At 45.6% G+C, this 25,711-nt stretch carries 18 protein-coding genes; 6 read left to right on the top strand and 12 right to left on the bottom strand.

The genetic code is table 11. The features are described from left to right. Positions 1 to 222: 222 nt before the first annotated feature. Together FAM09_RS14230 and FAM09_RS14235 are read left to right on the top strand one after the other, a co-directional pair. Positions 223 to 645, top strand: coding sequence for a response regulator (locus tag FAM09_RS14230; protein WP_136577781.1), 423 nt, complete (start codon positions 223 to 225; stop codon positions 643 to 645). 527 nt (positions 646 to 1,172) lie between these two features. Then, positions 1,173 to 1,937, top strand: coding sequence for a DeoR/GlpR family DNA-binding transcription regulator (locus FAM09_RS14235; protein WP_136577782.1), 765 nt, complete (start codon positions 1,173 to 1,175; stop codon positions 1,935 to 1,937). Between the two features lie 114 nt (positions 1,938 to 2,051). Here FAM09_RS14235 and FAM09_RS14240 read toward each other — a convergent pair whose 3' ends face one another. Beyond that, the gene (locus FAM09_RS14240) at positions 2,052 to 2,450 is read right to left on the bottom strand and encodes a hypothetical protein (protein WP_136577783.1); all 399 of its coding nucleotides are present in this window, start codon (positions 2,448 to 2,450) and stop codon (positions 2,052 to 2,054) included. A gap of 233 nt (positions 2,451 to 2,683) precedes the next feature. Here FAM09_RS14240 and FAM09_RS14245 point away from each other — a divergent pair, with 233 nt between their 5' ends. After that, complete coding sequence (locus FAM09_RS14245; protein ID WP_136577784.1) at positions 2,684 to 4,588, top strand: AAA domain-containing protein; 1,905 nt, start codon at positions 2,684 to 2,686, stop codon at positions 4,586 to 4,588. 118 nt (positions 4,589 to 4,706) lie between these two features. Here FAM09_RS14245 and FAM09_RS14250 read toward each other — a convergent pair whose 3' ends face one another. Then, positions 4,707 to 5,153 carry a VOC family protein gene (locus FAM09_RS14250; RefSeq protein ID WP_136577785.1) on the bottom strand — a complete coding sequence of 149 codons (447 nt, stop codon included), beginning with the start codon at positions 5,151 to 5,153 and terminating at the stop codon, positions 4,707 to 4,709. Between the two features lie 10 nt (positions 5,154 to 5,163). After that, positions 5,164 to 7,011 (bottom strand): ABC transporter ATP-binding protein, encoded by a 1,848-nt coding sequence (locus FAM09_RS14255; protein WP_136577786.1) that lies wholly within the window; start codon positions 7,009 to 7,011, stop codon positions 5,164 to 5,166. Between the two features lie 218 nt (positions 7,012 to 7,229). On the opposite strand from FAM09_RS14255, the gene FAM09_RS14260 reads away from it, so the two are divergent. The 3 genes from FAM09_RS14260 to FAM09_RS14270 all read left to right on the top strand — a co-directional run bounded on the left by FAM09_RS14260 (position 7,230) and on the right by FAM09_RS14270 (position 10,553). Beyond that, the gene (locus tag FAM09_RS14260) at positions 7,230 to 7,979 is read left to right on the top strand and encodes an SDR family oxidoreductase (protein ID WP_136577787.1); all 750 of its coding nucleotides are present in this window, start codon (positions 7,230 to 7,232) and stop codon (positions 7,977 to 7,979) included. A gap of 272 nt (positions 7,980 to 8,251) precedes the next feature. Beyond that, positions 8,252 to 8,839: a TetR/AcrR family transcriptional regulator gene (locus FAM09_RS14265; protein ID WP_166437142.1), complete on the top strand. Its 588-nt coding sequence runs from the start codon at positions 8,252 to 8,254 to the stop codon at positions 8,837 to 8,839. Positions 8,840 to 8,954: 115 nt separating this feature from the next. Further along, positions 8,955 to 10,553 carry a Na+/H+ antiporter gene (locus tag FAM09_RS14270; protein WP_136577789.1) on the top strand — a complete coding sequence of 533 codons (1,599 nt, stop codon included), beginning with the start codon at positions 8,955 to 8,957 and terminating at the stop codon, positions 10,551 to 10,553. A gap of 76 nt (positions 10,554 to 10,629) precedes the next feature. Here the strand turns inward: FAM09_RS14270 and FAM09_RS14275 are convergent, their stop codons facing one another. The 9 genes from FAM09_RS14275 to FAM09_RS14315 form a co-directional block, all read right to left on the bottom strand. Further along, positions 10,630 to 13,200 carry a sensor histidine kinase gene (locus tag FAM09_RS14275; protein WP_136577790.1) on the bottom strand — a complete coding sequence of 857 codons (2,571 nt, stop codon included), beginning with the start codon at positions 13,198 to 13,200 and terminating at the stop codon, positions 10,630 to 10,632. 407 nt (positions 13,201 to 13,607) lie between these two features. Beyond that, the gene (locus FAM09_RS14280) at positions 13,608 to 14,663 is read right to left on the bottom strand and encodes a DUF6807 domain-containing protein (RefSeq protein ID WP_136577791.1); all 1,056 of its coding nucleotides are present in this window, start codon (positions 14,661 to 14,663) and stop codon (positions 13,608 to 13,610) included. A gap of 91 nt (positions 14,664 to 14,754) precedes the next feature. Further along, positions 14,755 to 16,110 carry a Gfo/Idh/MocA family protein gene (locus tag FAM09_RS14285; protein WP_136577792.1) on the bottom strand — a complete coding sequence of 452 codons (1,356 nt, stop codon included), beginning with the start codon at positions 16,108 to 16,110 and terminating at the stop codon, positions 14,755 to 14,757. Positions 16,111 to 16,569: 459 nt separating this feature from the next. Further along, positions 16,570 to 17,340, bottom strand: coding sequence for a cupin domain-containing protein (locus FAM09_RS14290; protein WP_166437143.1), 771 nt, complete (start codon positions 17,338 to 17,340; stop codon positions 16,570 to 16,572). Positions 17,341 to 17,538: 198 nt separating this feature from the next. Further along, a complete protein-coding gene (locus FAM09_RS14295) occupies positions 17,539 to 19,248 on the bottom strand; it encodes a cellulase family glycosylhydrolase (RefSeq protein ID WP_136577794.1) in 1,710 nt (569 codons plus the stop codon). 50 nt (positions 19,249 to 19,298) lie between these two features. Further along, the gene (locus tag FAM09_RS14300; protein WP_136577795.1) at positions 19,299 to 20,309 is read right to left on the bottom strand and encodes a T9SS type A sorting domain-containing protein; all 1,011 of its coding nucleotides are present in this window, start codon (positions 20,307 to 20,309) and stop codon (positions 19,299 to 19,301) included. A gap of 34 nt (positions 20,310 to 20,343) precedes the next feature. Then, on the bottom strand, positions 20,344 to 22,401 hold the full coding sequence (locus FAM09_RS14305) for a chondroitinase-B domain-containing protein (protein WP_136577796.1): 2,058 nt from the start codon (positions 22,399 to 22,401) through the stop codon (positions 20,344 to 20,346). Between the two features lie 671 nt (positions 22,402 to 23,072). Beyond that, positions 23,073 to 24,260 (bottom strand): T9SS type A sorting domain-containing protein, encoded by a 1,188-nt coding sequence (locus tag FAM09_RS14310; protein ID WP_136577797.1) that lies wholly within the window; start codon positions 24,258 to 24,260, stop codon positions 23,073 to 23,075. A 361-nt stretch (positions 24,261 to 24,621) separates the two neighbouring features. Continuing rightward, on the bottom strand, positions 24,622 to 25,563 hold the full coding sequence (locus FAM09_RS14315) for a hypothetical protein (RefSeq protein ID WP_136577798.1): 942 nt from the start codon (positions 25,561 to 25,563) through the stop codon (positions 24,622 to 24,624). Between the last annotated feature and the right edge of the window lie 148 nt (positions 25,564 to 25,711).

Raw genomic sequence — 25,711 nt, forward strand, 5'->3', positions numbered from 1 at the left:
TCCCCTGCAATATCTACAACCAACCTGATTAGTTCCTAAGAAATACAGGCGCTATTAATTTTTTAATAGCATGCACTGTTAACTTCCGTTTTCACCCTACTTTAATAATTTTGTACCGGGCTATGTTGCACGGATAACTTATTTCAAAAAAAGGAAAACCTGGCTGCACGTTAAACTTGTGCGACCAACATGTATCCAATGTAAAATTATTAACAGCAATTTATGCATCGTGAACCAACGACCATATTATATATAGATGACGACCAGGATGATCTGTTGATCTTTGAAGAATCGGTGAGCACTTTATATCCTGCGGTTACTTTATATAAAGCACAAAGCAGTGAAGCGGGGATGAATATTTTAAATAAACTGGAATCGGAAAGAAAACCATTTCCTTCGCTGATCATGATAGACATGAATATGCCTAAAATGAATGGCCGGGAAACCCTGCAGCACATACGAAATAATAAAAAATGGCAGCATATTCCGGTTGCCATATTTACAACTTCCGCGAACAAAGAGGATATTGAGTTTTGCAGGAATTACGGCTCAGCCTGTATTACCAAACCCATGAACTTTACTGACTTCAGCCATGCGTTGCAAAAATTATTTAATCATTGTAATATTCACTTCAGCGAGAAGTAAATGGCGAGCAGCAAGTGGGGAGCAAGCTTTTGGTTCTTAGTTCACCGGCGCCCCATGTCCTGTTGTTGGCCGGATCGCGCATTCCAGCTAGTAAATAATTGTTCATTCCCTGCAATAAATTCTTCTTTGGTTTTGCATTCCCACAAACCGAGATCAACTTCATAAGCCGGTCATCTTTTACCACGTTGCACCTCTTGCAATCTGGGATGCACGCGCGCATGGTATTAATATAATTGTATAGTAATATTTAATTAGCGATAACAAGCTAAACAAAACTTGCACTATTTAAACAAAATCAAAGACAAATTAATCTTTTTCAACCCAAAGTGTGCACTTTACAGGCCGATAAATTAAACCCTTTGTAAGCTTTTTACAGAAAAGGAAATAGATTTGGGAAGAAATTTTGGGATTTTGCGATTTCGGGATTTTGCGATTGTGAATGTTCGGGATTTCGAATAATAGCCTGAAGGTCATTCTGAGTGGAAATCTCAAAATCTCTAAATCACTAAATCAGCAATTGCCATCCAATGACCATCACCGACAGACACCAACTCATTATCCAGAAATTACAGGAACAGGGCCGGGTAGATATCCAGGAACTCAGCGAAGCATTGCAGGTTTCCGGCGTTACCATTCGAAAAGACCTGAAACTGCTGGAAGAAAAGAACCTGTTGTTCCGCACCAAGGGCGGCGGTTCTATCAATAACCCGTATGCCGTGGAGCACACGATCAATGAGAAGGAGTTCATCAATGCCGGTCAAAAGAAGAAGATTGCGAAAGCGGCGCTTACCCTGCTTAGTCAGCATGATTCCATCATTATTGGTTCCGGCACTACTGTATTTGAACTGGCGCAGGCGTTGTATCCTTCCAAACATATTACGGTTATAACACCGGCGCTGCGGGTAGCGTTGGAATTATGCAACCGGCCCAATATTGATATTCTGCAAATAGGCGGATTGATCCATCATAGTTCCGCATCGGCAGCCGGCGCTTTTGGCGAACGATTGCTCGAAGATATTTCCTGCGGCTTATTGTTCCTGGGTGTTGATGGTATTGAACCCGAATTTGGATTAAGCATCACGAACCTCGCCGAAGCGAGCCTCGATAAAAAAATGGTCCAGGTAGCGCAACAGGTAGTGGTGATGGCCGACAGCACCAAGTTTGGCCGCCGCGGCATTGGCCGCATTTGCGGATTGGAACAGGTGGATTATATCATCACCGATGCCGGGGCGCCCGCTGAAAGTATAAAACAGTTGGAAGAAAAGGGCGTGAAGACAATTATAGTTGAATAACGAATATCGAACCGAAGAATATCGAATGTCGAAGTGAAAACCAATTAACTTTACAATGAAAGTATTCCTGTATTCTACTTCGACGTTCTACATTGAACATTCCATATTCGACATTTATCCAGCCTGACCCTCACTCGTGGCGCCGGTTGATTTATCTATAGTTGGCTGAGCAGGCACAGGTTGAGGCGCTGGCTCCGCTTCCACCCAATCAGATGGTAAATAACCTTTATATTTCTGTAATACCGGGTCCATTTTCTTTTTCACCCATTTGGAGATGATCTCAAACACCAAAAAGCCGATGATAATGGAGATCATCCACTCCATGGCGCTGAAAGTTTGCTTATCAACTACTGTTTTTTTTGCTGCCAATCCCCATAGGTTCCTGATACTACGGGTAGTGAAGAAATGAGAAACAAGGCGGGTAGAAGCCATCCCGATGGCAAACCCTATAAAGTTACCGGTAAAGTTGCTGTACATGTATTGCAGGAACTTCTGGCTGGTATTGCTTTTCATAGTGTATAGTTTGGTACGCCACTAAAATAGCATCTTCCCGGCGAATTAGCCAGTTTGTGTAAAACGTTTAGGTTTATTGCATTTGGTTCATAGTTCTTTTAATTAGGGCAACCCTTAGCCCTATGTACAGCTTTCTTCCTGATAAATAAGGATTTAAAAATACTTACCCATGCTAAAGAGCAGGCAAACCATAAACTATAAACCAGAAACCATAAACTATTTATTTTTGCCAAATGGACTATTTCAAAAGGCTGCTGGATTTGTTGAGGACCGAACGTGAAGAAGACCGGCAATTATATCTGAAACTTAAGCAAACTACCTCTGTATCACAACGCAGGGCCAACGGGCTTACCTGGTATCCTATTGCCATTCGCGACCAGGAAATGAGCCGGGGCGATTACCTTACCGTTGAAGTGGAACGCACTACCCACCACGATGTTATTCATCAGCTTCGCTTCGGCATGCCTGCCGTATTGTTTTCGAACCACGATGCTGAAACCAATAAAGTTGAAGGGACCATCAATTTTGTAAATGGAAACAGGTTGAAGATCACCCTGCGCACCGATGAACTGCCCGACTGGGCCAGCGATGGCAAGCTGGGCATCGACCTGTTGTTTGATGAGAACAGTTACGATGAAATGCAGAATGCCTGCAAACTGGCTTCTACCCTTTCTGAAAAACCAGCCGAAGGAAGGCTGATCCAAATACTTACCGGCGCTAAAACGCCCGATTTCGATACCAGCGCTCACGTCGCAGCTATAACATCACTCAACGCTTCGCAACAGGCTGCCGTCAATAAAATACTCCAGGCCAATGACCTGGCCATTGTGCATGGTCCGCCGGGAACCGGTAAAACCACTACGCTGGTGCAGGCCATAAAGGCCATGATCAAAAGAGATAACCAGCAGATACTGGTGGTGGCGCCCAGCAATACCGCCGTTGACCTGCTCAGTGAAAAATTAAGTGATGAGGGCCTGAATGTATTGCGGGTAGGCAACCCGGCGCGGGTTTCTGAACGTTTGTTATCGCTTACGCTCGATTATAAAATGGCAGACCACAGCCATACCAAAGAAATAAAGCGCCTGAAAAAACAGGCATCGGCGTACCTCGATATGGCGCATAAGTACAAACGCCATTTCGGTAAGGCGGAACGCGACCAACGCAAAGCTTTGTTTGCAGAAGCGCGTAACATCATGAAAGAGGTTGACAATTCTGAACAATATATCATCAATGACCTGGTAGCGAAAGCCCAGGTGATCACTGCTACCCTTGTGGGGGCCAATCACTATACCGTTCGCAACCTGAAGTTCAATACGGTGGTGATAGATGAAGCCGGACAGGCATTGGAACCAGCCTGCTGGATCCCCATTTTGAAAGCACAAAAAGTAGTGCTGGCCGGCGACCATTGCCAGTTGCCGCCTACCGTAAAAAGCGCCGAAGCCGCCAAAAACGGACTCGCCACTACCTTGCTGGAAAAATGCGTAACGCTGCACCCCGAAGCGGTAGTATTGCTGGAAGAACAGTACCGGATGCACGAAATGATCATGGGCTATTCTTCTTCCACATTCTATGACGACCGGCTAAAAGCGCATGCTTCGGTTGCCAGCCATGTTTTGTTCTCGAATGATAATCCCCTGGTATTTGTTGATACGGCCGGCTGTGGTTTTGATGAAAAAACGGAACAAACCAGCACCTATAACCCGGAAGAAGCGGCGTTCCTTTTCAAACACCTCACGCAACTGGTATCGGCGCTCGATAGTCATTACAAACCCGATAATTTTCCCAGCATCGCGATCATTTCGCCTTATAAGCAACAGATAGATACGTTGAAAGAACAATTTATGAGCAGCCCTGCCCTACAGGTGTATGAGCATAAAATTGCCATCAATACCATCGACAGCTTCCAGGGACAGGAACGTGATATTGTATACATCAGCATGACGCGGAGTAACCCCGATAGCCGCATTGGCTTCCTGAGCGATATCCGTCGCATGAACGTAGCCATGACCCGCGCCCGCAAAAAGCTGGTTATTATTGGCGATAGCGCTACCCTGTCGCAATTTCCTTTTTATTCCAATTTCATTTCGTGGGCGCAGGAACGTGATGCGTACCAAAGCGCATGGGAACTGGTGGGGTAAGGAATACAGCCGCAAGCTGCAAGCTGCAAGCTACAAGCTGCAAGCTGCAAGCTGCAAGCTGCAAGCTGCAAGCTGCAAGCCGAAAGCCAAAAATACAGGATGACGTTTTACGCCTGTGTTAAGCGTTCGGCGTTTTCTGTTTCCATTCCGAATAACGGGTTTCTTCGGGCACATCGGTAGGGCTTTCAAAATTAAGCCGGTACCCATCGGGATCGGCCACTTCAAAGATCCAGAAGTTATTTCCAACAAAGGGTTCTGAAGCAAGAATTTTGCGTGCCGTCACTTCCCGGTAATAGCCCAGGGCGTCTGCACAAATAAAACAGATAGACACGCCTAAACCCAATATTCCCTCGGGTTTAAGACCTTCCCGGTATTCCTGTAACATAATAGCCGCTTCACCCAGCTTCAGCAAGCACCATTCTATTTTTCCTTCAGGCATCCATTTTTCGACCATGGAAAAACCAAGACCATCAACATAAAACCGCAACGACGCCTCCATATTGGTTGTCCAGAGAAAGGGAACGGCCTGTTTTATGTTTGTCTGGGTTATTGTTTCGGTTTGCATGGCAATTGGTTTAATCTATTAATGAAGTTGTATCTGCAGGAGCAGGTTCGTCGTTTTCAAGGTACCGCTTCGCCTGCATATTATATAATGAGGCATATTGTTTGTGTAATTGCATCAACTCTTTGTGCGAGCCGTACTCAATGATGCGCCCCTGTTCAAGCAAAATGATCTTATCGGCATTTTTCACCGTGCTGAACCGGTGCGTAATGAGGATAACTGTTTTCCCCTGCATGTTGCGCTCGAGCGTACTGAAGATCTTTTCTTCAGTTACAGCATCTATGGAGGCTGTAGGTTCATCTAAAATAGTAACGGCCGCATTTCGATAGAACATGCGCGCTACTGCCAGCCGTTGGTGCTGGCCTTTCGACAGATCGATACCGCCTGCAAACTCTTTCCATATTAACTGATCGTAATCTTTTATAAAATCATCAGCGCCCGAATACAAGGCAGCCTGCTTAAGCCTTTCTTCTTTTTGCGTTGGTAATTCGCCATTTTCCTCAATTCTTCCCACCCCAATCGATTCGCGAATGGTTAAATTATATACGGGGAAATCCTGGAACAAAATGCCAAGCGCGCTTTGCCAGTCTTCCAGTTGAATATCTTTTAAATTGATGCCATTTACATAAATATTTCCTTCGGTAGGATCATAAATGCGGCAAAGCAATTTAATGAGTGTTGTTTTGCCGGAACCATTCACCCCAACGATAGCTACTTTTTCACCCGGCTTTATAGTAAAAGAAAGTTGCTGTAATACCAACGGGGTTTCACCTTCTTCAGCGGGATAACGAAATGACACATTATCAAATTCAATCAGCGGCGGTTCGGTAATATCGAACCGCGCCGCATTCTGTTTGGAAACAATTCGGGGCTGCATGTCGAACAAATCAAACCAGCGGGCTGCATACCGCGATGCTTCTTCGGCATACGAAATACTTTCAATATAGCCATTGATGGTTTGATAGAACCGGGTGTACGTGGTAAATGCAAGCAGCAGTCCCCCAACCGCAATGCGATCCGCCAGCGCTTCCCGGGTCATGAGGGCAATGGCGGCAAACAGGAACAGCAGGTACCACAAACTCATGATACTGTATGAAATAGCCTTTTTGCGTTCGGCCACAATGATCTTATTATTAAAGGCAACCTTCCGGTCCCTGATCTGTCCTTTCAACCAGTTTTGCAGTTTGAGTAAAATAACATCAACCGCCTTCTGCAATTCTTCAAAATGCGAAATCCGGTTGTTGATGATGCGATGATCGTCAATGGAGAAATACCGGATGCGGAACACTTCCATGCTGTATTTCTTGTAAAAGAAATAAACAGGCGCCGCCGCCAGCACCGCAAATACCACCAGCCATTGATTCAATGACCACAAGATGGTAATAGAAGTTATAATGCCCGCGAAATTGTTGGCTGAATTAAAAAAGAAATCCTGCAGGTTCAACAAACTGCCAGTTCCCCACTCCTGTGCACTGCGTAACAGGTTTTGGTAAGAACTGCTTTCAATGGTGCCGATATCCAGTTTACCCTGCCGCTCAATTTTATATAATTCCAATTGAACACTTTGCTGCATGCGGAAGATCATGCGATAATGCGATGCAATATTGCCAATAATAAGGGGTACCAGAAAAGATAAACCCAACACCACCGACGACCAAACCAACTGATTGGTTGTTCCTGTACCCTGTTTTATTCTAATGATCTCATCTACGATGGATGCAAAGCTGGTGAACTGAAGATATACGACGGCGCCCTGGAAAATATTAAACAACATCAGCAGGATCAATAACCTCCTGTTAGTTTGCCATGCAAAACCAATTGATTTGATGGCTATAGTAAACATATTCCTATTATTTTTCATGAAGTAGTATTAAGGTTAACAGGCAATCTCCCCCCATAGTTCAAATACTATATAATTATAATTTACGAAAAAAAGTTTTAAGCACGGCCTTTCCTGCCAATTTGTTAATACGGTAAAATTTATTTGGAACATTCGTTCCGATATAACTACATTTGTACCGGAATGATCGTTCCAATATCAAATTACGCTAACAATTACAAAAAAACAATCCATCTATCATGAGTCGTTTAAAAAATAAAACCGCCCTTATAACCGGCGGAAACAGTGGAATTGGTTTTGCCACCGCAAAAGAATTTTTAGAACAAGGCGCTACCGTGATCATCACCGGTCGCAGCCAGGCAGCGCTTGACCAGGCTAAACAGGCATTGAACGGGCAGGTACACACTATTCTCTCCAACACCAGCAATTTGAGCGATATTCGCACGCTGGCCAAACAGGTACAACAAATTACGCCGCGCCTCGATGTGCTATTTGTTAATGCCGGGATTGGTAAATTTGCGCCAATTGAAGCGGTTACCGAAGAACATTTTGACGAACAATTCAACACCAATGTAAAGGGCGCTTATTTCACCATCCAGGAATTGTTGCCCGTATTGAATGATGGCGCATCCATAATTCTCAATACTTCTATCAGCGCCCACACGGGTATGGCCACTGCCTCTGTTTATTCGGCTACCAAGGCGGCGCTGCTCACATTAGCGCGAACCCTGTCAACTGAGTTACTGCCCCGTAAGATCCGCGTGAATGCCATCAGTCCCGGCCCTATTACAACACCGATATTCGGTAAAATGGGGATAACATCTGAACAGATCGATAGTTTTAAAACGTCTATCCAAAGCCAGGTACCGATGGGCCGCCTCGGAGATCCTGCCGAAATTGCCCGCGTTGCCACCTTCTTCGCCTCCGACGAATCGAGTTTTGTTCTGGGAGCCGAGCTCATCGCCGACGGCGGGATGATCACTTTGTAATAAGTAAAAATGAGGAATGAAGAATGAGGAATGAGAAAGTAAAGACAAATAATGATCATTAATACTCACTGAGAAATGAAAGGGCATCCCAGCTTTTTCATCTGAAAATATTTATTATTTTTTAGCCAGATGGAACTTACCATGACAAAATTTTCATTGCCCTGTGTGCCATAATGAAAATTTTGTCATGGACGTTTCATTTCTTATTCTTCCATTTTTACTTTTTAATTTCATTTGTGGTAATTTTGGAACAAAGATTCCAAATACACCCGATGCCAAAGACAAAACAATTTGACGAGAACGAAGTACTAATGAAAGCCAAGGAGCTTTTTAGTGAAAAGGGATACAATGGTACTTCTATGGACGACCTGGTTCAGGCCACCGGTTTAAGCCGTTCGAGCATTTACGATACGTTCGGCGATAAACATGGCTTGTTCCTGAAAAGCCTTAACCATTACCGGAATTCGCAGCAGGGAGATATGGAAAAACAATGCGCCAAAACAGATAGCCCGAAGAAAAAGATCCGTTCCATTTTCGATTATACCATTAAGAATATCCTGTCAGACAAAGACCGGAAAGGTTGTTTGCTGATCAATGTAAGCATGGAACTAAGTGCGGTTGACAAAGAAGTAGCCGCCGTTTCCCTGTCGAATATGGAAGACATGGAACAGATTTTTGGATCGCTGGTAAAGGAAGGACAAAGCAAGGGAGAAATTTCGAAGAAATTTACGCCAAAAGCGTTAGGCCGGTACTTGTACAGCAGTTTAATAGGACTGCGCGTAACCGGTATGAACCGGCCCGACATTGACACCCTGCGGGAAATTGTTAAACTCGCGCTCTCTATTTTGGATGTCGAGTAGTAAGTGGCGAGTAGCTAGCAGGAGTTCCCTACTAGCTACTTACTACCAGCCACTAGCCGGCTTAAACTATACTCCTTTAGGCAATTTGCCTGCTCCACAGTAGATTTGCCAGATTATGATACAGGACAATTTATTGCTGGTTTTATCACTGTTATTTATCATAAGTATTCTTACGATGATCAGTGGCAAATTAAAAATTGCCTACCCCATATTTTTAGTAATAAGCGGTTTGCTCATCAGCCTTATACCAGGCATACCTCAAATAACCCTGCATCCCGACCTGGTATTCCTTATTTTTCTGCCGCCGCTATTATATGCAGCAGCCTGGAATACTTCGTGGAATGATTTCTGGCGATATAAACGGCCCATTAGTTTGCTGGGTTTTGGTTTGGTCATTTTCACTTCGGCTACCGTTGCCTGGATCTCGCATTTATTGATCCCCGATTTTTCGCTGGCCGCCGGTTTCCTGTTAGGTGGTATCATTTCACCACCTGATGCCATTGCCGCTACGTCGGTATTACAGGGATTGAAGGTTCCCAAAAGGGCCATTACTATATTGGAAGGAGAAAGTTTGGTGAATGATGCCGCGAGCCTGATCGTCTTTCGGTTTGCCCTGACCGCAGTACTTACCGGTCAGTTTCATATTTGGGATGCCACGCAGACTTTCTTCGTGGTAGCGAGCATGGGCATACTCATTGGTTTGGTGATCGCGCATTTTGTTTATGCCATACACCGGTTCTTCCCTACTACACCGGCCATTGATGCTGCCTTTACGTTGATTGCGCCGTATATCATGTACATCACGGCTGAACATTTTCATGTATCGGGCGTATTGTCGGTGGTCAGCGGCGGATTATTCCTCACGTTCCGCTCACAGGACCTTTTCAGTTACGACGCCCGTATACAGGTGCTGGGTTTATGGGATACGCTGGTGTTCTTACTGAACGGGTTTGTATTTATTTTAATTGGCCTGCAGTTACCGGATATTGTTAAAGGCATGTCGGCGCATTCTGTAGGCGAAGCCATTTCATACGGGGTTATTATTAGTGTGGCCACGATCCTCATCCGCATCATCTGGGTTTTCCCCGGCGCCTATATTCCACGGATGTTGTTTAAAAGTATCCGCGAGAAAGAACCCAACCCGGGCTGGCGCAACATCTTATTGATCGGCTGGAGTGGAATGCGCGGCGTGGTATCACTGGCATCGGCGCTGGCAGTGCCGCTAACCGTAGCTAACAAACAAGCCTTTCCGCATCGTGACCTTATTTTGTTCATCACGTTTGTTGTGATCTTAATTACCCTCGTGCTGCAGGGATTGAGCCTGAAGCCGCTCATTCGCATTTTAAAAATTAAAGGCGAAGAAAAGGAATCGGAAGCATTACAGGCGCTTGACCTGCGGTTACACCTGGCCCGTGCAGTGCTGGCGCATATGGATGGCAAATACGAAAAGGAAATAGGAAGCAATGAAACTTATAAACGCGTACGCGATCGCTATGCCCGCATGATAGAGATCACGCAGAAAAAGCTGGAAGCGCAGGAAGGAACCGATGAAGGACAAAATTTTTTACCGCATTACCGCCAGATGTTGCTGGAGCTGGTAGAAGTACGCCGCCGCGAACTAAACCTTTTCCGGCATGCCAATACTTTCAGCGAAGAACTGATCCGCGAACGCGAATGGGAACTCGATTTAGAAGAGGCAAGGTTAAGAAGATAAGCCTTTTGTTATTTAAGAAGTTTCATTTAATTGCCAATTGCCTATTTTCTCCCCCTTTAGGGGGCTGGGGGGGGTATTATTTCTCAAACACCACTTTCAACACACACCCCTCGCCGGGAGCGGTTTTTATGTCAACCTTGCCATTAAATACATCGGCGCGGTTGATGATATTGTTCAACCCAATACCCTTGCGTTTCAAAACCGGATCGAACCCTCTGCCATTATCGGTGATGGAGAGCATCAGTTTTTTGCCCTGCCCTTTCAGGGTGATCCCTATTTTACTGGCATTGGCATATTTCAGGATATTATTCATCTGCTCCTGCACAATGCGGTAAATGGTCAACTTTAACCCACTATCGAGTTTTGATTCATCGAACCCGGCATAATTAAAGCTTACCTCAATCTTCTGCGCCAACTTTATATCCCCGATCATGTCATTGATGGTTTCAATGATACCCAGGTCGGCAGCGCTGGGTGATACCAGTGATTTCGACAGTTTGCGGATCTCTTCTATGGCCATATGGATATGTTCCGCCGCTTTATTGGTAAACTTCTCCCGTTCATCACCTTCAATGAACGGCGACGACAGGAACAATTTGGCCGAAGCCAGGATCTGGTTCACATTATCATGAAGTTCCTTTCCTATATCCGACCTTTCTTTTTCCTGTGTATTGATTGTGCTTCGGGCCATTTGCCGCTGACTGTTCACTTTTTCTTCCAGCATGCGGGCTTCCTGCAGGCGCAATTTTTCCTCGGCCTGTTTATGGTTGGTAATATCATGTGCCGCACCGATCAGTTTCACCGGTTCACCCAAATTATTTTTTATCAACTCGCCCTGGGAATGAATAATGCGAATAGAACCATCGGGCCGCCGGCATCTGAATTCAAGATCAAAACTTTGTTTATTGTCTATGGCATCCTGGATACGGCCTAAAACATATTCCAGGTCATCGGGATGGATCACTTCCAATCGCTGTTCCCAGGTAGGTGAAAAATTATTCGGTTCAAGCCCAAAAATGCGGAACAATTCATCAGACCACATGGTAGCGCCGGTTTTAAGGTCTATTTCCCAACTGCCCAACGATGCCAGCCGCTCTGCCTGCAGTAATAATTTCTGGTTGCGCAGCATCAGTTCTTCCGATTTTTTCCGCTCTGTACTGTCGATCCCGATAGCAAAATAGCCGCTTAGTCTTCCATGACTATCAAATTGCGGTTGTGCCTGCATGGTGATCCACACCTTTTTACCCGACTTGGTATATAGCAGCATTTCACTATCGAAGGTGCGGCCTGCCCTTTTATTTTCCTGTAAAGCCCTAATGGCATCTTTGTCTGTTTCTTTACCATATAAAAAATCTTCGGGCCGTTTGCCGTACACTTCTTTCAATGTATATTCCATAACCCGCGTAAATGCCGCATTTACCCATTGTATTCGTCTATCCAGATCAGTGATCACAATGGGGCTCAATGTTTCGCGGGCAATAAGCGAGAGCTTTTTCAATTCTTCTTCGGCTCTTTTCTTGGCCGTAATATCCCGAATGATGGTACTCATGCGGTCTTGCCCATTCAGGTCTTTGAAACAAATCGATGAAAATTCACAGGGAATTTGTTCACCATTCTTTTTTATACCGATCATTTCCCCCTGTACAAATCCTTTTTTATTCCGTTCTTCCATCAGCCGCATAAACTCTGCGGTCTGTAATACCAGACCCTGCCGGCCTATCTTTTTAAATTCTTCCTCGGTATAACCAAACAACTCGCAGGCTTTCGTATTGGCTTCGAGGATGGTGCCATCGGGAACCCCTAATATAAAAGCATATAAACTGCTGTTGACAATGGCCCTGTACTTTGCCTGGCCCAGGTAGATCAATTCCTCAGCCTGCTTATGTTGGGTAATATCCTGAAAGGTGCCAAATAACTGAATGGTTTTATTGAGGGCCAGTTCGGGCCAGCCAATGGCCCTTATCCATTTTTTAGAAGAGTAATCTTTACAGCAATTCAGGTCAATATTGAACGGCGTACCTTTTTGAATGGCCTGGTGCACGGCCCACTTGAATTGCTGGTATGCTTCCTTGCCAACGAAAGTAAGCATATCGTACCAGGTGATCTTTTTGTTCCTGGGTATCTCCAGCAGCTTATACATACCTTCCGTGCATGACAAACTGTTGGTTTGCACATCCAGTTGCCAGCCCCCAATGCCCGCTGCCAGTTCGGTTTCTTCGAGCAGGTGCTTGTATTTATTGATCTCTGAAATATCTGTTATGCAAACCACAATATTCCGAAAGCCATCAGGGTTATTAATTACTGTCACGCTGCAATTGGCCCCGAAAATGTGACCATCTTTTCGTTGTATAGGAAATTCAGTGAGCGTTCGGCTGGAAGAAGAAGACGTCATGACATCTTTGAAATTTTTCACGGTAAAATCGCGTTGTACTTCCGGCACAACCGTTAAAAAATGTTTACCTACCAATTCCCTGCGTTCGTACCCGATCATCCGGCAATAACTATCATTCATATCAACGAAATAACCTTCATGGTCCACGATCAGGACACCAACATCGAGGGCATTGAATACCGCATTTAACACCGGGTTGTTTGCATTTCCCTGCACAGGCATTTTACTCCGTTTCGCTTTGGAATGTACACGCATATCATACTTTTTACCAACTCCACTCCATAAAAGAAGAAGCCAGCTTAATAAATTAATGTAATAAGAAGTAATCAGGTACCAGATAACACGAGACGCAGGTTCAGGAACAGGTTGAAGGGCATTCTTTTTTAAAGAATTACCGGACAAAAACAGGGTAATAGAATTAGCGCAGTTAATCGCGATCTATCCAAAAAGGCGATCTAATTAAATTTACAATTTTATTCAATACCATAGCAGAAATTGTTGTGCCCGAACATGCTAAAAATGAGGCTCAACGGGCTTCAGCCAATTTTCTTAGCCCTGATCAGGTTGCTGATAAAAATTTGCATAGAACGCAAAAAAAACAGGCAACCCATCTTACAATGAGTTGCCTGTTTCCGCTGATCATTATAACAAAAAATTAGCTGTTACTTTCCGATGTCTTTTATTTTTATTCTGGCAAATTCATCAGCCAGCTTATTCAATTGATCTGCGGAAATGGTTACCGCTCCCTGATCAATTACTACGCGAAATACAAAACGCACGCTCTCCCCTTTCTTCAATTGCAGGTTTTTGGCCGACTTTCCATTGGTAAATATTTTTTCGCCGAGCGGATTGGCGGCGAATAATCCATATCCCCTGGCATGCCAGTAAGTGGGATAGTTGATGTTACCGGGATGATCGATGATAGCAATGCTGATGGAATCGTTTTTCATTTTGCCATACATCTTGCACCAGACAGCCCGCGTGCTCCAGGCGTTATCGCCTTCCTTACCGGCGCTGGTGATATAATTACCGGTGGCAATGGCGTCGGTATTGCCTTTTACGATGGTCACAATGCCTTTATCATCAGTATACAACTGATCTTTCTTATTGGAGATCTGTAATTCATGCGCTACGCGAATGCCCAGCAAACCATCTTTTGCATCGGTGAACAACACATCGGTATTTGCTTTTAACACGGTAATGCGATCAATGATGCGTTGGGTCTCTGTTCCGCTGATCTCATACTGCGTGGTTTCTTCCAGCAATACATCGTTCTTCTGGTTGGTCCAGTTGGCATGATAGGCCAAAACGCCTTTAGCGCCATCTTCGGTTTTAAGAATACGGTCTGTTTTGATCCAGCCGTACATGCCTCTTTTTTCTTTAGGAATAGCAAAAGAATTATTCCAGAAATCGAGCCCGTTCACATTTTCAAAATTGAACCATAAACCCAGGTGATGCGGATGATCTGTAGGGTCACCGGGCATTGTATGAATGGGATACCCCCGGGTTACCATGGCGCCATTGGCGGAAAAGATCGGGTACAGGACCGGCTTGGCCAATGTATCGGGAAAAATAAAATTGGTGAATAGCTTTGAGCCCACAAATACACTGATCGTATTATGGTCTTTTTCTTTCACAAACTTTACCGTTTCTTTTTTCTGGGCGTAGGATATTGAAACAAGAAAAGAACCAATTGCCCAAAGGAAAATCTGTTTCATAAAAGGTTTTATTTTGGATTGCCTGATGGTTGAACCTGCCTGATGGTTGACCCGTTGAACGATTAGCCATTAAACCATCAAGCCATCAAACTTAATATTTAAACGGTTTACCACCCACCATTACTTCCTGTGTTTTTTCATCGAAAGTAGCTTTCAGGCCAGTGCGGGCGGCCGCAGTGGTCATAATGCAGGCAATGGAATGGTTATACCCTGCTTCCACCGGCGCATTGGGTTGCTTACGGCTGCGGATGCATTCCATCCAGTTGCGTACGTGGTTGCTGGTTAGTTTATCGCCACCGGTATTGGCGCTGGCAATAACGGCTTCTGTGTGTGAAAGCGTTTGCTCGGCCAGCAGGTTGGGTTGCATGCCCATATCATCGGCGAATCTTTTTGAGAGGCCGCCTTTGGGCGACACCGTATTTGTAATGAGGTTCAGTTCGCCGCCATTGGAAAAATATACTTCAGATGGCTTTTCATCTCCATTGTGCATGCGGCTGCCAAACACCACCTGAAAACCGGTTGAAGGATCATTGAGCGGACCGTAATCGAATACAGCGGTGATGGTATCCCAGTTCTTTCTGCCATCCTTCCACATATAAATACCGCCATTGGCAACTACGCTGCGCGGATGCGCAAGGCCGCTGAACCAATGCACCGTGTCGATCTGGTGGCTCATCCATTGACCGGGCAATCCGGACGAATAAGGCCAGAACAATCGGTACTCAAGATATTTGCGCGGATCGAACCCTTCATACGGGCGGTTCATAATAAAACGCTTCCAATCTGTATCCGCTTCTTTTATTTGTTGTAACAACGCAGGCCGGCGCCAGCGTCCCGGCTGGTTTACATTCCAGGTAAGTTCAACCATGGTAATTGGCCCAAACTTGCCCGATTTTATATATTCATCAGCGGCATGGTAGTTAGAACCGCTTCTGCGTTGCGAACCGATCTGCACGATCCTGTCGGTTGCCTTAATGGCTTTCAGGGCAGCGCGGTTATCTTCCATGGTTTCGGCGAATGGTTTTTCAACATAAGCATCGCAACCGGCTTTTACGGCTTCTATGGCGTGCAGGGCATGTTGAAAATCGGCCGTACTGATGAATACGGCATCAACCAGTTTCCTGCTATATAATTCTTCATTATTACGGCAGGCTACAATATCGTGCCCCATTTTTTCTTTCCATTGGGCAGCGCCTTCTTCCCTTCTTTTGTTCCAGATATCAGATACTGCAACAATATCGAAATTCAGCTCCTTGTAGTGGTTCATAAAACAAGGCATGTGCGAAGCGCGGTGGCGGTCTGAATAACCAACTACCCCTACCCGTACCCTGTCGTTAGACCCTAAGATCCTTCTATAACTTTGAGCAGAAAATCCGGCCTTTGCAACTAATAAACCAGCTCCGGCCATAGTGGTTTGTTGAATAAACCGGCGACGAGAATTTTTCATATCGGCATTATTAAATTGGTTGAATGAGAGGTCTTAAAATTAAGGAGAACAATATCATTTTCAGCATTAAAAATCAAGAGGGATATATTAATGAATTTATTGTTAGAATAGCTTAATAGGCAGCAAGACGCAAATTACCCGTTGGGGGTTGCAAGATATTGTAGGAGTTTGTGGTTTGAGGTTTGTAGTTTGTGGTTATTTAAATTCTAAGCCTCGCGACATTCCATAAAAGCTCAAGGCAAGCCTTTCGGAGTTTTTCAGGTTTTACAGTGGGCCAAAACATGCGAAGCAACCATAAACCATAAACCATAAACAAGAAACTATAAACAAGAAACTATTGATTTAAGGCGCTCCGCCATGAGAAGCAACCATAAACCATAAACTATAAACAAGAAACTATTTGATTTAAGGCGTTCCGCCATGCGAAGCAACCATAAACCATAAACCAGAAACAAGAAACTATTGAAATTGCAAAGCAAAATATTCCAGCGGTGTAGTGCCGGAATTCTTAAGTGCATGTTGTGTACCTGATGAAAAGAAGATCAGGTCGCCGGGAGCGGCTTTCTGGGCAGCATCGCCCAGCAGTACCAGGGCTGTTCCTTTTCTAACCAGGATGATCTCTTCCTGCGGATGTTTATGCGGATTATGGCTAACCTGTCCGGGATTAAGAGAGGTTACATGCAGTTCCATTTTCTGGAACAGGGCGGTAAAGCGATCGAATACGGCGCGTCTTTCGCCTTTGTCGTTTTCCTGCACCGACCAGTTATCCCAGTCGCCGGCAAAAGAGCCGCCTGCCTGGTTACCGCGTTCTATATTTATGGGCGTTTTCGTTTTGAACCGGATCACATAATACACGGTCAGCACCTTGCCGGTATTTTCGAACGTATGTGCATCGCCCGGCATAATGAGCGCAACACCACCCGCACCAATGATGGTAGAGTTGCTTTTTGTCACCACTTTTAAATTACCTTCCTTCACAATGATCAGTTCTTCTACATCAGGATGAGCCAGTGCAGGATGCGGACTTTTGCCCGGATCAAGCTCTACCACCAGCATTTCCAGGTCGGCCAGGGTAGCGGTGGGCCCATGGGCCATTTTCATGTAATAGGTACTGGAATCCTTTGCAACGATCAAATCATTCCAGGCAAACACCTTAGACGCAACATTTCCCTGCTGCCCCTGTGTAAACAAGCTCGCCAAAACAATAATTATCAGGAAGATAGGTTTCATGCCGTAAATATAACAACAGTTTGTTATAAGACCCAGTTTCCTATATATAACGAAGCAGGATGGGGATGGATTGTGAATGCGGTCAACAATAACAATTCTGCTATAATTCCCTGATGTCAATGGGGCTATGCTGATAAAAAAAGAGCCATCCGTTTGCTGCGGATGGCTCACAGATGTCATTTTTCCGCTATGTGTTCTCTATTCTCTCACCAGTTTTGTGGTTATCACCCTGCCATTATGCACCAGCTTCAGCGTGTACAATCCGGCAGGCAGGCGACCTGGTTCAAAGGTCGTTCTGTGGCTTCCGGCCGACAGGTTGCCATTCACGAGCACAGTTACTTCTTTACCGGTAATATCATACACAGATAAGTAAGCATGGCCCGATTGTTCCAGCGAGAAAACAATGGTATTGGTTTCCCGGAACGGATTGGGATAACTACTGAGCGTAGTACCGGCTGTGGCCACCGGTGCCATAGACCGCTCCATTAACGATGTGACCACGGTGCCGGTCTGGATCTTCACTTCTGTATAGCTGTTCCAGGCATTTACACTATTGCCATGCCCAACAATGCGAACGTATTTGGCGGTGCGGGCCGCGAAGGAGAAGGTTTGCAGGTTGAGCGAAGTGCCACTGCTAACCAGTCCGGTTGCAGCCGTAGTCCAGTTCTGTCCATCATTACCAGTCAGCACATCGAACCGGGAAGTACGCGTATTGCCATTGTAAAAGGCGATCTGTACACCAGATACGCTGGCAGCACTGCTTAAACAGAATTGTATCCACTGTCCATCGCCGTTGGCAGACCAACGTGTGTTGAGATTATTATCCAGCACATTGGCCGGCACGTTGCCATCGTTGCCGCTGGCAGTAACCGGTTCACAAGCGGGTGTACCGCCAGGGAAATCATCAGCAGGAGTCTTCATGCGTTCGCGGATCCAGGCGCCGGCCGGTTTTAACCGGGCGGTTGTCCATGGGCCATTTGAACAGGTACCGGTTGTCCATACGGCGCCGGAACGGAAGTCGTCAGAGTAGTTCCAGTTGGTCCAACTAATCTTTTTTGTGCGCATCAGATCAATGAACTGCTGTGCCATGGTGAAGTCATTCGCACCATCACCACTGGCTTCCTGTGTACCAAACTCAGTCACAAATACAGGCAGTGCATTAGACGCCGCATTCAGTTGGTTCAGATACGGTGTACGGTGATCCCTCGCATAGAAATGAAAGGTGTACATCACGTTCGGGAACTGCAGCGGATTGTTGATGACGTCCTGCAAGGAACCATCACCTGATAGGCCAAAGGTGCTCCATCCGTGTGTACCCACAAGGATCACGGCATCGCCATCAATAGCACGGATGTGCGGGATCATCTGGTCTGCATAAGTTTTGATCTTTGCCCAGGTAGCACCTGAGTTAGGTTCATTACAGATGTCGTAGATGATGTTGTTCTTATTCTTGTGCGTGTTGGCAATAGCCGAGAAGAATGTCTTTGCTCTCGAAAGATTGTAGTTGGGATCACCCGGCGTCAACTGATGCCAGTCTACCAAGGCATACATGCCACGTTCGGTAGCCTCTTCGATCAACCGGTTTACCTGTGCGGTAAAACCTGCAGGATCGGTTTCATAACCGCCTTCCTGTACATACAGGGAAATTCGCAGTACGTCTGCGCCCCAGTCATTCGCGAGGGCATCGAGCGAAGCTTCGGTCAAACAACTTCCCCACCCATACCACTGGATGCCGTGGGTGCTCATGCCACGTAACTGAATGGGATTGCCAAACTGATTACATAATTTTGTTCCGATCACGCGCAGTTGCCCATTCTTCGCTACCGGCGTTTGTGCCTGCGCGTGCCGGCTCGCTGCCAGCAGCAAACCCGCGATGATGCATACAAATAGGAATGTAACTCTTTTCATTGGATAATATTTAGGTTTAATAATAGATAGTTCACGTTTCACGACAACGTCTACCTTTTTACGGTAACTTTCACACTCATGGTTTCACTTCCTATTGTTATTCTTGTAATATAGGTTCCTGCAGGTTTGTTGGCCGTGTTCCAGTAAACGGTTTGTTCGCCGGCCTGTTGCTGCCTGTTTACAATCTCTTCCACCTGACCGTTGATATTATACATAGCAATGCGCACGGAGGCCGGCTTCGGCAATGTATACCTGATAACAGCCTGCTTACCAGCAACGGGATTGGGATATACCCTGATATTATAACCACTGGCAGGTGACTCATCGGCAGGAACGGTTTCGGCGCGGGCGGTTACGGCAGCAGCCGAGGGTGCGCGGCCATCCCTGAAATGGCGCACCCTTCTCCATTTTACAACGGCTTCATCGGTAGTGAGTGTACCATAATTACCGTATTTATGGTAATTGGTTACTGACTCATTATCGGCAATCTCCGCCTTTTTCACCCCATTAATATAGATCACGATCTTATTGCCTGCATTTTCCTGAAGATGTATAACGTTTACGCGTACTTCTTTTCCATATACGTTCGTAGCCAGGGTTTGCCCTCCCCCCCGAATCGATCCCCCACTGGCGGCGTATCCCCGGATCATCAGTTGGGTAGCGCCACTTGTACTGCCGAAGATCTGCATCAGGCTTTCATCATTCAGGGGCGAATAGAAAGTTACATAGCCTTCAAACTGGCGGCTTCCGCTGGAGTATTCATTTTGCAACCTGATCTCAGAGCGGTTGGTCCGATTGTCTAACAGGCGAAAAGTTTCCGTTTCCGTACTACTGGCATAGCTGTAATCGGCACAAATGGGGCTGCAAACAGACTTATAAGATGTCCAGTTAAAAGTTTGCAGTCCATCTTCATTATCGAGGTGAATCTTTTTGGTAGGTGAATATTGCACCCAGCCGCTGCCTAATTGCGCGTGGGCAATGAAAGATAATGTTGACAGTATGGTGATACAAAAAACTGTATGCAGTAACCTGCGTGCCAGGTTGGTATTGTTGGGATTCATATAGCGTTTTTAAAGATTAGCTAAAAAGGAGCCTTTATTCTTTCACTATCATTTTTGTGGTATTCTTTCCATTATACACCAGTTTCAGCAGGTAGGTACCGGCTGCCAGGTGCGGCGCATTGAAGGTGATACGATGTTGGCCGGCAGAAAAATTTCCATTCACCAGCACTTGTACCTGACGCCCCGTAACGTCATGTAGGCTCAACTGTATGTGGCCATCTTTTTCGAGATAGTAAGTAACAGTGCCTGATTTATTAAAAGGATTGGGATAGCTGGCCAGGGTTGTTTTTGAGGTCAGCGTTTCCTGCATTACCCGGGCTGCAATTGATGAGCTGCTTTGGACCCGCACTTCCGTATAACTGTTCCAGGCGTTTACGCTGTTGCCATGCCCTACAATGCGAACATATTTTGCCGTTCGCGCAGTGAAGGTGAAGGTTTCGAGGCTTGTACCGGTACCACTGCTAACACGGCCTGCAGCGGCCGTTGACCAGTTTGAGCCATCGGTACTGGTTAAGATATCAAACGTGGATGTACGGGAGGCGCCATTGTAAAAAGCGATCTGTACACCACTTACGGTAGCGGCACTGCTCAAACAAAACTGGATCCATTGCCCGTCGCCGTTAGCCGACCAGCGGGTATTGAGGTCATTATCGAGTACATTGGCAGGCACATTGCCATCATCGGCGCTGGCAACTACAGGCAGGCATTCTGTTGTATTGCCTCCATTATGGCCCACCATTGATGTGGAAAGTATTTGCGCAATCACCGGCGCGCCGGAAGTTTCATCGGCGCCTACATCTAATGGAGAAGTACGGCTTTGTCCATCCATATCAACCGTAACGGCTGAATACGTACCGGTGGCCGCGCCAATGGCCGGGCTTCCCGACTGCAGATGAAAAGTGCCGGTGCCATTACGGGCCAGCAGGGGATTTACGTTTGTATAACCGCCTGAAGGCATTGAACCCGCCCCATTGGTGTTGTAAATAATATTGCCCGACCATACAGCACCGGTGTACGGACCAGCAATGGATGCGGCAGCGCCCCCGCCCTGTATAATATTATTGACAAACCTGGTATTAGTGGCGCCTAAGCCATTGGTACGTCCTGCCTGGGTGTAATTGGAAGAATTATTGACCAACGTGTTGAAAGCAATCAATACTCGATCGGGCCGGTCGTGCACCGTTAACGCATCGCCATTGGCTACTTCGCCATCGCCATTGCCAATGTTGATGGCAGGATTACAATTTTCGAAGTGATTGCTAAAAATTACATGGTCATCGCCAAAGATGCGAATGCCGGGTGTATTGATAAAATAATTACCATACACCACGCACCAGTTCCCATGCCGCAGGGTAAATTGCGCCGGGCAATTACGAATGGTATTATAGCGAATGGTAACCGCAGAGGCTTTTATAGAGATCATTTCATTCTCACCTTCACATTCTTCAAAAAGATTATGCTCTATAATGCTGTTGCTGGAAGAAAGGCTGTAACCGCTTAAGCCGAACTGCACTGTTTCGGCGCCGTTACCCGACTGGGGTTGCTGATCGAGAAAGTAGTTGTGATGGATGTGCAGGCGTTGCGCCACCTGGCTACCCGAGCCGCGCACGGCAATAAAACGCCCCAGGGCATTCTTGTGTTGAAAGGTATTGTAATCTACCTCGTGATCGTTGCCATTGAGCAGCAGGTTCTCCCCTGCACCGGGTGTTTGAAAAATATTGCGCGTCCATCGGCAAAAACTGGTACCGCTGGCCATAGTGGCCTGGGAAGCGCTGTGGGTAAATTTGAATCCTTTGATAATGATATACCTCGCCGGGCTTACAATATTAAAACCATTGGAGCCTGTTATTTCAGCGCCGCCAATGGATTGCGCCTGGATGGTGATGGGTTGCGACGCCGTACCCTGTTTGTTCACAGTGATATCTGCACTGGCTGTATATACGCCATTGGTTAAAATGATAATATCGCCGGGGGCCGCATTATTAATGGCTGTTTGCAAGGCAGATAAAGAAGATACAGTAACAGTGGCTGCTTTTAGTGTGGCGGGTAGTACATAGAACAGTAAAAGCAATGAGTAAAGCTGTTTTTTCATTGTTTTGGTTGTTTGCGGTCAAACCAAAGGCATGCAGGCATCCCGGGCAGGATGTAGCCGCCTGTTACATTGACCAGGAATTTAGATGGAAATAATGTTGATGTACGGTAACCAATACCCTAATTGCAGCACTGGTCATAAGGGAAGAACCCGTGTGCAATTATAAAAGAATTGATCACACATAGAAATGACGATAATTTCCCTGCGTATTCCTGAACCATTTGTGAAGAAGGTGATGAACTATAACTGCCGGATGCTGTTGCATAAATCGCACCGCAATTACAAAATGGGGAAAAATAAACATGAATAGCAGGGACAGTCAATTTACGGAAAGCGCTAGTAGCAGGAGTATATATTACCGATATACTCAGGTGAGTTTTCTTTTTTCATGTGACAGGTTTTATTGATTAATCGTAATGTATATGAAGTAACGGATTTCATCAACTGAAAACGTCTGCTTTATTAACCAGTGAATAAACTATTTTAACACAAATAATTTTTACCAATAATGTTTTAATTAGCTAGTGGCTAGTAGTAAATAGCTAGCAGGGCTTCTGCTCGTCTTTTACTACTAGCCGAAACTTACCGGCAAAAACTAACAAACTCAATAACTAAGAACTAAAAACTTGCCCATCCCACTCGCTACTCGCTACTTACCACTCCCTTTTATTCTACTCTTTCACTAATTTTCTCGTAACAACCTTACCGTTATATACCAGCTTTAAAGTGTAAACGCCAGCTGCCAGTTTATTTGCATTAAACAGCGCTTTGTGATTGCCTGCCTGTAGCGTACCATTTACCAGCACAGCTACCTGCTTTCCGGTTATGTCTAATACGGCCAGGTTGGTATGAGCCGGCCTCTCCAGGAAAAACGTAATGGTGTTTTGTTGTTGCAATGGATTAGGGAAACTGCTCAATCCTGTTTCGTTGCTGGCGATATTATTATCAACGATTTCCTGTCCTTGTTCACTGCGGGCTGTACGCAAAGTACCTGCTGTGGCCGGGCATTGGCTGGCGCTGCTTTCCGAGATACAGAAATCGTCAAAGCGTACCTGTTCATCGCGCAGCACGTCATCCTTGCCCCTGTAAACGCCCCATTTACCACGGTTATATTCCGCACCGGAGCGCCACATATCGATACCGGTTTTGCTGTAAGATAACAGTGTAGCGCCATCGCTCATGCGCTTCAGTGTGATCTCTACAGTGCCGGCACTGCCTTCACTGCTTTTGTATTTTACATACGCCTCCACCCAGGTGCCTTTAAATGGCGCCAGGTTTACCTGTGTTACCGTGCCCAGGGAGCCACTGCCCTCTCCCGAACTATGAATGATCTGCATTTTCTCCGGTGAACCGGCCCGTGGCGTAATGGTGATCAGCGGCGCGCCGTCGTCGCCGCCATACGCTTTGATCTGGAAGATATGCGTGAACCGGCTCGAAGGTTTAAACCCGGCATCCAGCTTGAACTTCCAGCGATAATAAGCTGTTTGTCCGCTCGTGTGCTGCATAACGCCGCCTGACCCCGACCCGCCTTTGATCTCCATGCGTACGCGGTCATCGTTGGTGCAGCGATCGTCATCGGCATCTATATGACTATGAAATACAAAAACATATTTTCCCAGGGTGCCATCGTTTGTTACAGTTACATGCGGACCAAAAGAAGTGTGTTTACAATCGGGGTTTTCATTGCCGAACCCTTTTGCGGAGATCTGGCTGTAAGCGGAGCCTGAACTGGAAGCGCTTAATTTAACCTGGGCGCGTAATTGATTTTTAGCAATTAATAAGAGAAGAAAAGCAGCGGTTAAGCCGAACCGTTTAGCGTATATCATAACGATACACGTGGATAAGTGTTGATGTTTCATATAGCAGTCGTTTTTAATAAAAAGAAGTGACTATGAAGTAACTAATTTATTAAATCGACTGTGCGTATATGGTTAGCCGAATTGTAAACTATATTGGCGTGAATGGTGAAGACAAGGCAGCAACGAGGCATAAAGGCATAAAGTGAAAATCGTTGTACGCTTCACGTAAATACAGCCTAAAGCCAAAAAATAGAGTTGAACAGTACAGCAAAACCAAATACAATCCCGATAGCAATCGGGAGCAATAAACAAAAGGAAATCGTGAAACCCGAATAAATGAAAACTTCCCGAATAAAGAACCACAAACCATAAACCATAAACCACAAACCACAAACCACAAACTACAAACTACAAACACCGCTTAGGGATCTGAGGGATTATATAACTCAACGCTACCGCTTTTCGACATGCTTGAGCTAAGGAGAAAGTTCTCTTCTTTCTTCCCATATAACACGCGTACCAATGCAGTATTGGGCGGAAAAGTTCCCAGGCTTTCAGCATAAACAATCAACCGGTTGGGATAACCTTGAAAAAGCGGCACCTTAATTATAAAAGGTTTTTCTTTTAATCCCAGTTTTTGCACGATCAACTGGCCATTATAAAATATGCTGATGGTATCGCCATCAACCACCCCATTATCCATCAATCGTATTTCAGCGGAATCGGCGTTAATGACGTATCGGGCAGGCGCGGTGACGGCCCTGCCGGCGATGAAATCACGGCCCACCATTGAATCTTTATATATGGGCTTAATAAAATTAAAGCTGGTACCGGCGGTTTTTGCAGTCAGCCTGCGGGGAGTAATATCAGGCTCGTATAAGAAAGCCGGTTTATAAACCAGCAACCCAGCGTGTTTTGAATAGCGAGCTACGATGTTACAAAGCGTATCGCATTTTCTTTCACCCTGTAATACCACGCTATCGCCCTGCTTTTCAAAGGTGTATTTCATGCTGTCGCACAAATTACAATTCTTGGCCCAGGTATATTGTCCGGGTGGGTCCTTGAAATACACCACTTCCTTCAGCTTGGTCATGATGTGGTCATTATAGATGCGGCCGGTGATGCGGGTATGCAATCTTATCGTAGTATCGGAGGGAAGGATACATTGCACCACCCCTTCAAATTGCGAACCGTTGACCTTTACAATTTGCAGGCGGGTATCGAAAGTTTTGGTCAGTTTGCTTTTTTCGCCAAAATACACGCCATTCCAGGCCCCTGCCAGCCATTTATTATCCTGACAGAAGCCAGGTATAGCCACCGCTATACAAACCAGGTGAATTATTACCAGTATATATTTTCTCATTATTAGTACAGTTGTACAATTGCCTGAAAGCAAATTGAATAAGCCCCTGTTTTAATAGGCTACCGTACAGTTCAGGGAAGTATATTATGGCGATTGCCCATAATATAATGGGGTTGGAAAATCATGGCAATTTAAAGCCAAAAAACAA

This window comes from Niastella caeni, assembly GCF_004834005.1.
In the GTDB taxonomy this organism is placed as follows: domain Bacteria; phylum Bacteroidota; class Bacteroidia; order Chitinophagales; family Chitinophagaceae; genus Niastella; species Niastella caeni.

Coding starts and splice junctions, on each gene's coding strand:
- FAM09_RS14290 (WP_166437143.1), bottom strand. CDS start 17,340: ATGAAACCTATCTTCCTGATAATTATTGTTTTGGCGAGCTTGTTTACA.
- FAM09_RS14295 (WP_136577794.1), bottom strand. CDS start 19,248: ATGAAAAGAGTTACATTCCTATTTGTATGCATCATCGCGGGTTTGCTG.
- FAM09_RS14270 (WP_136577789.1), top strand. CDS start 8,955: ATGATACAGGACAATTTATTGCTGGTTTTATCACTGTTATTTATCATA.
- FAM09_RS14235 (WP_136577782.1), top strand. CDS start 1,173: ATGACCATCACCGACAGACACCAACTCATTATCCAGAAATTACAGGAA.
- FAM09_RS14315 (WP_136577798.1), bottom strand. CDS start 25,563: ATGAGAAAATATATACTGGTAATAATTCACCTGGTTTGTATAGCGGTG.
- FAM09_RS14260 (WP_136577787.1), top strand. CDS start 7,230: ATGAGTCGTTTAAAAAATAAAACCGCCCTTATAACCGGCGGAAACAGT.
- FAM09_RS14240 (WP_136577783.1), bottom strand. CDS start 2,450: ATGAAAAGCAATACCAGCCAGAAGTTCCTGCAATACATGTACAGCAAC.
- FAM09_RS14305 (WP_136577796.1), bottom strand. CDS start 22,401: ATGAAAAAACAGCTTTACTCATTGCTTTTACTGTTCTATGTACTACCC.
- FAM09_RS14310 (WP_136577797.1), bottom strand. CDS start 24,260: ATGAAACATCAACACTTATCCACGTGTATCGTTATGATATACGCTAAA.
- FAM09_RS14245 (WP_136577784.1), top strand. CDS start 2,684: ATGGACTATTTCAAAAGGCTGCTGGATTTGTTGAGGACCGAACGTGAA.
- FAM09_RS14285 (WP_136577792.1), bottom strand. CDS start 16,110: ATGAAAAATTCTCGTCGCCGGTTTATTCAACAAACCACTATGGCCGGA.
- FAM09_RS14230 (WP_136577781.1), top strand. CDS start 223: ATGCATCGTGAACCAACGACCATATTATATATAGATGACGACCAGGAT.
- FAM09_RS14250 (WP_136577785.1), bottom strand. CDS start 5,153: ATGCAAACCGAAACAATAACCCAGACAAACATAAAACAGGCCGTTCCC.
- FAM09_RS14265 (WP_166437142.1), top strand. CDS start 8,252: ATGCCAAAGACAAAACAATTTGACGAGAACGAAGTACTAATGAAAGCC.
- FAM09_RS14280 (WP_136577791.1), bottom strand. CDS start 14,663: ATGAAACAGATTTTCCTTTGGGCAATTGGTTCTTTTCTTGTTTCAATA.
- FAM09_RS14300 (WP_136577795.1), bottom strand. CDS start 20,309: ATGAATCCCAACAATACCAACCTGGCACGCAGGTTACTGCATACAGTT.
- FAM09_RS14275 (WP_136577790.1), bottom strand. CDS start 13,200: ATGCGTGTACATTCCAAAGCGAAACGGAGTAAAATGCCTGTGCAGGGA.
- FAM09_RS14255 (WP_136577786.1), bottom strand. CDS start 7,011: ATGAAAAATAATAGGAATATGTTTACTATAGCCATCAAATCAATTGGT.